General features: G+C 71.8%; 6 protein-coding genes. 4 read left to right on the top strand and 2 right to left on the bottom strand.

The features are described from left to right. The first annotated feature begins 276 nt into the window (after positions 1-276). Positions 277-984, top strand: coding sequence for a hypothetical protein (locus tag HHX33_RS30625; protein WP_182877628.1), 708 nt, complete (start codon positions 277-279; stop codon positions 982-984). A gap of 3 nt (positions 985-987) precedes the next feature. On the opposite strand, the gene HHX33_RS30620 is transcribed toward HHX33_RS30625, so the two are convergent. Further along, positions 988-2,214: a glycoside hydrolase family 16 protein gene (locus HHX33_RS30620; protein ID WP_182877627.1), complete on the bottom strand. Its 1,227-nt coding sequence runs from the start codon at positions 2,212-2,214 to the stop codon at positions 988-990. Between the two features lie 82 nt (positions 2,215-2,296). Beyond that, on the bottom strand, positions 2,297-3,073 hold the full coding sequence (locus HHX33_RS30615; protein WP_182877626.1) for an NAD(P)H-binding protein: 777 nt from the start codon (positions 3,071-3,073) through the stop codon (positions 2,297-2,299). A gap of 110 nt (positions 3,074-3,183) precedes the next feature. On the opposite strand from HHX33_RS30615, the gene HHX33_RS30610 reads away from it, so the two are divergent. The 3 genes from HHX33_RS30610 (at position 3,184) to HHX33_RS30600 (ending at position 6,365) form a co-directional block, all read left to right on the top strand. Beyond that, positions 3,184-3,957, top strand: a complete 774-nt coding sequence (locus HHX33_RS30610) for an aminoglycoside 3'-phosphotransferase (protein ID WP_182877625.1) — start codon at positions 3,184-3,186, stop codon at positions 3,955-3,957. Positions 3,958-4,074: 117 nt separating this feature from the next. After that, entirely contained in the window at positions 4,075-5,805 is a 1,731-nt protein-coding gene (locus HHX33_RS30605) for a PHP domain-containing protein (protein WP_182877624.1), read from the top strand. Then, entirely contained in the window at positions 5,802-6,365 is a 564-nt protein-coding gene (locus tag HHX33_RS30600; RefSeq protein ID WP_182877623.1) for a hypothetical protein, read from the top strand. The genes HHX33_RS30605 and HHX33_RS30600 overlap by 4 nt, the downstream gene beginning before the upstream one ends. Positions 6,366-6,413 lie beyond the last annotated feature (48 nt).

Raw genomic sequence — 6,413 nt, 5'->3', positions numbered from 1 at the left:
GACTCCGCCACCGAGATCGGCACCTCCAAGGTCAACGCCGACCTCGCCCTGCGCACCCCCGTCGACGTCGCCGCCGGCGAATACCACTCCACCCTCACCCTCTCCCTCTTCAACCAGTCCTGACCCACCGCACGTCGTGGACGCCCGGAACGTGTGCGAGTCCGACTCCACGTTCCGGGCGTCCATGTTCGCGCCCGGTGTCGCTTCCGGGTGACTCTCCCTACTACGCTCCGCCTATCACTCCCCGCGGAGAACTTCGACCAGGAGGTGGCAGCAATGAGCCGGCGTAGCGAACCGACGGTGACCCGGCAGCCGGCCAGGAGCCACCGCGTGCTCACGCTGGTGGCCGTGTTCGTGCTCGGCGCGGTGGTGGCCGGTGGCGTGGTGTTCGCCGCGACCCGGCCCGACTCGACCGAGCAGGCGGTGAACCGGATCCGCGCCGAGGACGCCGTCCGCGACAAGGCGCAGATCAAGGAGCTGACCGCGCTGGCCCGCACCACCCGCGACAAGCTCGTGCCCGTGCTGGAAGGGCTGGAACGCGTGATGCCCGTGGAGGACGCCGCCGCCCCCGCCGCCGCTTCCACCACCGCCTCCCCCGAGGGCGGGAAGCCAGAGAAGGCCACCGGCGCCGACATCGCGAACTGGCGGCAGGCGACCGCCGCCGCCGTCCAGTCGTTCGCCGACCCGCCCTCGGGCGAGACGTACACCAACCTGGCGAGGTCGGGTCTCGCCTCCGCCGTACGGCAGCTCGCCACCACCGTCGACAGCTTCGCGGCCGCGCAGGCGCTCACGGGACCGGCCCGCACGAACATGCTGTCCCTCGCCGCCCGGCAGCGGATGGACGCGGTCTTCACCTGGTCGGTCGGGGCCACCGCCCTCGACGCGGTCAGCGTCGACGCGGGCAGCGGACACCAGCACGTCTACCTCCCGGCCGCCCCCGGCAGCGGGGCGCTCACTGCCGACGACGAGGAAGAGGGCCACTGACGTTCAGCCGCGGGTCCACTTCTGGTTGGACCCGCCGGTGCAGTCCCAGAGCTGCAGAAGGGCGCCGTTCGCGCTGCCCCGGTCCACGATGTCCACACACCGGTTGGCCTGGACGTTGACCAGGTCTCCCGCCGGCGTGAGCGTGAAGCGCTGGGCTCCGGTCCCGTTGCACGTGTAGAGCTGGATCGGAGTCCCGTTGGCGGTGCCCGCCGCGGCGGCGTCCATGCACTTGCCCATGGCGCGCACGGTGCCGTCGCCGTTCACCGACCACTGCTGCGCGACGGTGCCGTTGCAGTCGTACATCTGCAGCCGGGCGCCGTCGGCGGGGTTGGCGCTCGGGATGTCCACGCAGCGGCCGTTCATGGCGGATCTGAGCGCGGTGCCGGTGCCGCTCCCGTCGTTGTTCCAGGCGGAGACGCGGACGTAGTCGACCAGCATCGTCTGGGGGAACGCGGTGGTCCCGTCGGGGTTGCCCGGCCAGTAGCCGCCGACCGCGACGTTCAGGATCATGAAGAACGGGTGGTCGAACACCCACTGGTTGCCGCGGATGTCGGCCGGGGTGACGCGGAAGTACTCCGCCCCGTCGAGGTACCAGACGATGAGGCCAGGCGACCAGTCGACCCGGTAGTTGTGGAAGGCGTCGCCCAGGGGCGCCCCGATCGTACGGTTGCCGCCGACGCCGCCGCTGCCCGAGTAGCCGGGGCCGTGCACGGTGCCGTAGACCGTGTTCGGCGCGTTGCCGACGTTCTCCATGATGTCGATCTCACCGGTGTTCGGCCAGTTGCCGCCGCCGAGCATCCAGAAGGCCGGCCAGATGCCCTGCCCCTTGGGAATCTTGATGCTCGCCTCGAAGCGGCCGTACGCCTGGCTGAACCTGTCCGCCGTCAGGATGCGGCCGGAGGTGTACTGGCAGGTGCCGTAGTGGCACTGGTAGCCGGCGGGGTTCTCCTTGCGGGCGGTGATGGCCAGGTGGCCCTGGCCGTCCTGGTACACGTTCCGGGTGGAGTTGGTGTAGTACTCCAGTTCGTTGTTGCCCCAGCCGCCACCGCCGATGTCGAACTTCCACTTGGCCGGGTCGACGGCGCTGCCCGAGGCGCCGTTGAACTCGTCCGACCAGGTGACCGGGCCGATGGCGGCCTCGGCCCGCTCGTTGCCGGGAATACCGCTCAGGGCGCCGGCCAGGCCGACGGCCAGGGCCGCCGCGATCAGGAGTAACCGGGGTTTGCGCATGGGGGTCTCCGGTCCGGGGGGAGTGATTCGGAGTGTGGTTGCCGATGCAACACCCGTTCACACGCACTGTCAATAGTAAAGTTTACTTTTTGTTTACTTCCGTCAGGCTCTTCAGGGCACGTCCGGCGACCGTCTCGGCGGGCCTGCCGAGCAACGCCTCCAGGTCGCCGGTCTGCTGTTCCAGCGCTCCCGCGCGGATCCGCGCGTTGATCCAGCTCATGGGGCCCGATCCGGCGTCGGGCACCTCGCGGTAGGGCACGCCGAGCGCCTCCGCGACCTCCGGATAGCTCCACAGCGGTCCGGTGAGGTCGTACGCCCGGCCCAGATGCCCCTCGCCGGTCAGGACGTTCGCCGCCGCCTCGGCGAGATCCGCCCGGAACGCCGTGTTCAGCCCACGGCCTCCGGTGCTGCTGGTGATCTCGCCGTCGTCGGCCCGCGGCACGAACGCGTCACTGTAGAAGGGGTGGCGCAGGAACGTGTACGGCAGGCCGCTGCGGAGTATCGCCTGCTCGGTGGCGTGGTAGGCCTCCGTCATGCCGGTCGCGGCGGCGCCGGCCCCGAGGAAGCTCGTGAACACGACGGCGCCGACTCCCGCCTGCTCGGCCGCGGCCACGGCGTTCAGGTGCTGTCCGATCCGGCGCGCGGTGTCGAGTTCCGGCGAGGAGATGAGCAGCAGACGCGTGGCCCCGTCGAACGCCTCACGCAGGCTCGCCGGGTCGTCGTAGTCGCCACGCCGCACCGCCACGCCTTCGGGCGCCCGGCCGGGGTCGCGTACCGCGGCCACCACCTCCGCCCGGGTACGAAGATGGTCGACGACGAGGCGGCCGAGCGCGCCGGAAGCTGCGGATATCACGATCACGGGGCGAGTCAACCGTCTGCCGAGGCGAGGCCGCCACTGCTTTATGGCCGCACTGCTTTATGGCCGCACTGCTTCATGACCGCTCTGCTTCATGACCGAGAATGTCGGTCGTGAGCCGTCCCCCGATCGCCTCGGTTCCGGCCGGACCCGTCGACGTGCCGCGCATCGTCGCCGAACTCGCCGGGAGCGACGCCGTCACCCCCGTCTGGCGCAACGAGCTCGGCGGCCTCACGTTCCGGCTCGACGGCCCGGGTGACGGTGCCGGTGGCACCAGGTACGTCAAGTGGGCCGCCACCGGCACCCCCGAGATCGACCTGCCGCGCGAGGCGGAACGGCTGACCTGGGCGCGGCAGTGGACCACCGTCCCCCGCGTGCTCGCGTACGGATCGGACGCCGACGGCGCCTGGCTCGTCACCGCCGCGCTCCCCGGCCGCTCGGCGGTGGATCCGCGCTGGAACGCCGACCCCCGCACCGCCGCGGCCGCGATCGGCCGTGGCCTGCGCCTGCTGCACGACGCGCTGCCGGTGGCACGGTGCCCGTACGACTGGGGGGTCGAGCACCGCCTCCGGCGGGCCGGCGAGCGCCTCGGCCGGGCCGAGGCGCGGCGGCGTCTCGGCCGCCCGCCCGCTCCCGACCGGCTCGTCGTCTGCCACGGCGACGCCTGTGCCCCCAACACCCTCCTGCACGACGACGGGACGGTCGCCGGGCACGTCGACCTCGGGTCGCTGGGCGTGGCCGACCGGTGGGCCGACCTCGCGGTCGCCGCCTGGAGCACCGAGTGGAACTACGGCCCGGGTCACGACGGCGAGGTGTACGAGGCGTACGGCGTCGCCCCCGATCCGGAGCGCATCGCCTACTACCGCCTGCTGTGGGACCTGACCTGACCGGTAAAGCCCCGGCTCCCTGGGCGGTCTCCGGAGTTCACGTGAGGTTCAGCCGTTGCCGCGAGGGTGCATTCGGAGCCGGAGCGATCCCCCCGGCGGAACGAAAGGGCACCGCACATGAGCGAGGGGCACGCGCATCCCCACCCCCACAGTCATCCCCACAGTCATCCCCACAGCCACGACCACGACCACGACCAGGACCCCGGGGAGACGGCGGCGGTCGTGGACATGGACGTCCCCGACGAGGCGCTGTCGCCGGGTGAGCTCTCGCGCCGTCAGATGTTCCGGCGGGCCGGACTGCTCGGCGCGGGCCTGACCGCCGCCGGCGTGCTCGGCGCCCCCGGACCGGCCGCCGCCGCCGGCCGGGACGACCGGGAGCCGAAGGACGGCTTCCTGTGGCTCGCGGGTGACCACCACATCCACACGCAGTACAGCTCCGACGCCATGTACCGGGTCGTCGACCAGGTGCGGCACGCCAACGCGTACGGCCTCGACTGGATGGTCGTCACCGACCACGGCAGCGTCACCCACGCCAAGATCGGCGTGGAGAAGGTCAACCCCGACATCGTCGCGGCGCGTCAGGCGGTCAGGGACACCCTCGTCTTCCAGGGCCTTGAGTGGAACATCCCGGCCGCCGAGCACGGCACGGTGTTCGTGGCGCCGGGGCGGGGTGAGGTGGAGACGCTGAAGGAGTTCGAGAACTCCTTCGACGGGTCGGTGAAGGGTGCCACGGCGAGCACCCCGCAGAACGAGGCCCTCGCCATCGCCGGGCTCGACTTCCTGGCCCAGGCCGTGAAGCGCCGCCGTGTCCCGGACGCGCTGTTCCTGGCCAACCACCCCGCGCGCAAGGGCATCGACTCCCCGCACGAGATCCGCGCCTGGCGCGACGCGGCGCCGGGGATCGCGGTCGGCATGGAGGGCGCTCCGGGCCACCAGGCCGCCGGAATCCCGAAGCCCAACGGGCCCGGTTCCGGACGCGGCTACTACGACAACAGCCAGAGCGCCGACTCCTTCCCCGGCTATCCGGCGGAGAGCTACCGGACCTTCGGCGGCTTCGACTGGATGACCGCGACCGTCGGCGGCCTGTGGGACAGCCTGCTCGCCGAGGGCAGGCCCTGGTGGATCACCGCCAACTCCGACTCGCACACCGTCTACGGAGACGCGAGCGACCGCGGGCCGGACAGCGACTTCAACGCCAACGGCCGGTACGAGGACCCGGTCTACAAGGGCGTGCCGAACCTGTCCAACGGCGACTTCTGGCCCGGCTACTACAGCCGCACCCACGTCGGCGCGACCTCCTTCGCGTACGGCGCGGTCATGGACGGCATCCGCCGGGGCCGCGTCTGGGTGGACCACGGCGGCCTGATCAGCGGCCTCGTCGTCCGCGCCCGGGCGCGCGGCAACGGCGGCGACAACGGGGTCACCCTCGGCGACACGCTGTCGGTCCGCCCCGGCACCAGGGTCGAGGTGTCCATCCAGATCACGCTGGCGAACCGGCCCAACTGGGCGCAGTTCATCCCCACGCTGGCCCGGGTGGACGTCATCCAGGGCGACGTGACCGGCCCGGTCTCCGACAAGGACGTGTTCACCACCCCGAAGACCAAGGTCGTCACGTCGTACGAGGTCGGGAGGAACACCGGAACCGTCACCTTCACCTACCAGGTGGGGGCCGTCGACCACCCGGTCTACGTACGGCTGCGCGGCACCGACGGCAACCGCGTCGCCCCCGGCCTGCTCGGCGCGTCGGTGGACCCGCACGGCCCGGCGATGGACGTGCCCGGCGACGCCGACCCCTGGAAGGACCTGTGGTTCTACAGCAACCCCGTCTGGATCGTGCCGCGCCGATGATCGCCGGTCTGGACAACGGCGCCCGTATGGTGGCCCAGGCCGAGCATCTCCTCCACCAGGTGGTGGAGGCGCTCGGCCTGTCGTCCGGGGTCGTCGGCTGCACCCACTTCGTCCGCACCGGCGGCCTGCCGCACGTCGCCTGCTCGCTGACCCTGGCCGGGCACCTGGAGACGTCCCGGCTCCCCGAGGGGGTGTCGGTCGCTCTCGGCGACAGCCGTACGGGACCGGCTGCGGAGGGCGCGGCGGTGGCGGCGGCCGAGCACGCGGCCCGCACCGGCGGGCGGGTCGTGCTGTTCCCCGGCGGCGACGACCTGCCGGGGACGCTCACGGTCGGCGAGTTGCTGGACCGGACGGCGATCGACCGCGTCGTCGTGCTCGCCCAAACCGAGCCTCCGGCCGACGACGTGGTTCTGGTCACCAACGGGCACGTCCGCCCGGTCTGGCGGGACGGGCTGATGACCCTGCTCGCCATGCCTGCTCCGGGACCGGCCCCGGGCGGGCGGATCGCGCCGGCCGAGGTGCCGGACCCGACTCCCTGTTGCGCCGACCACGTGTCGTGATCGCTTCGGTATCGAACCTCTAGTGGATTTTGGAGCGATTTCGGTAAA

It is taken from the genome of Microbispora sp. H10670, assembly GCF_014161385.1.
GTDB classification, from domain to species: Bacteria; Actinomycetota; Actinomycetes; order Streptosporangiales; family Streptosporangiaceae; genus Microbispora; species Microbispora triticiradicis.
The sequence above is the reverse complement of the archived record's forward strand: the minus strand, read 5'-3'. Positions and strand labels throughout refer to the sequence as shown.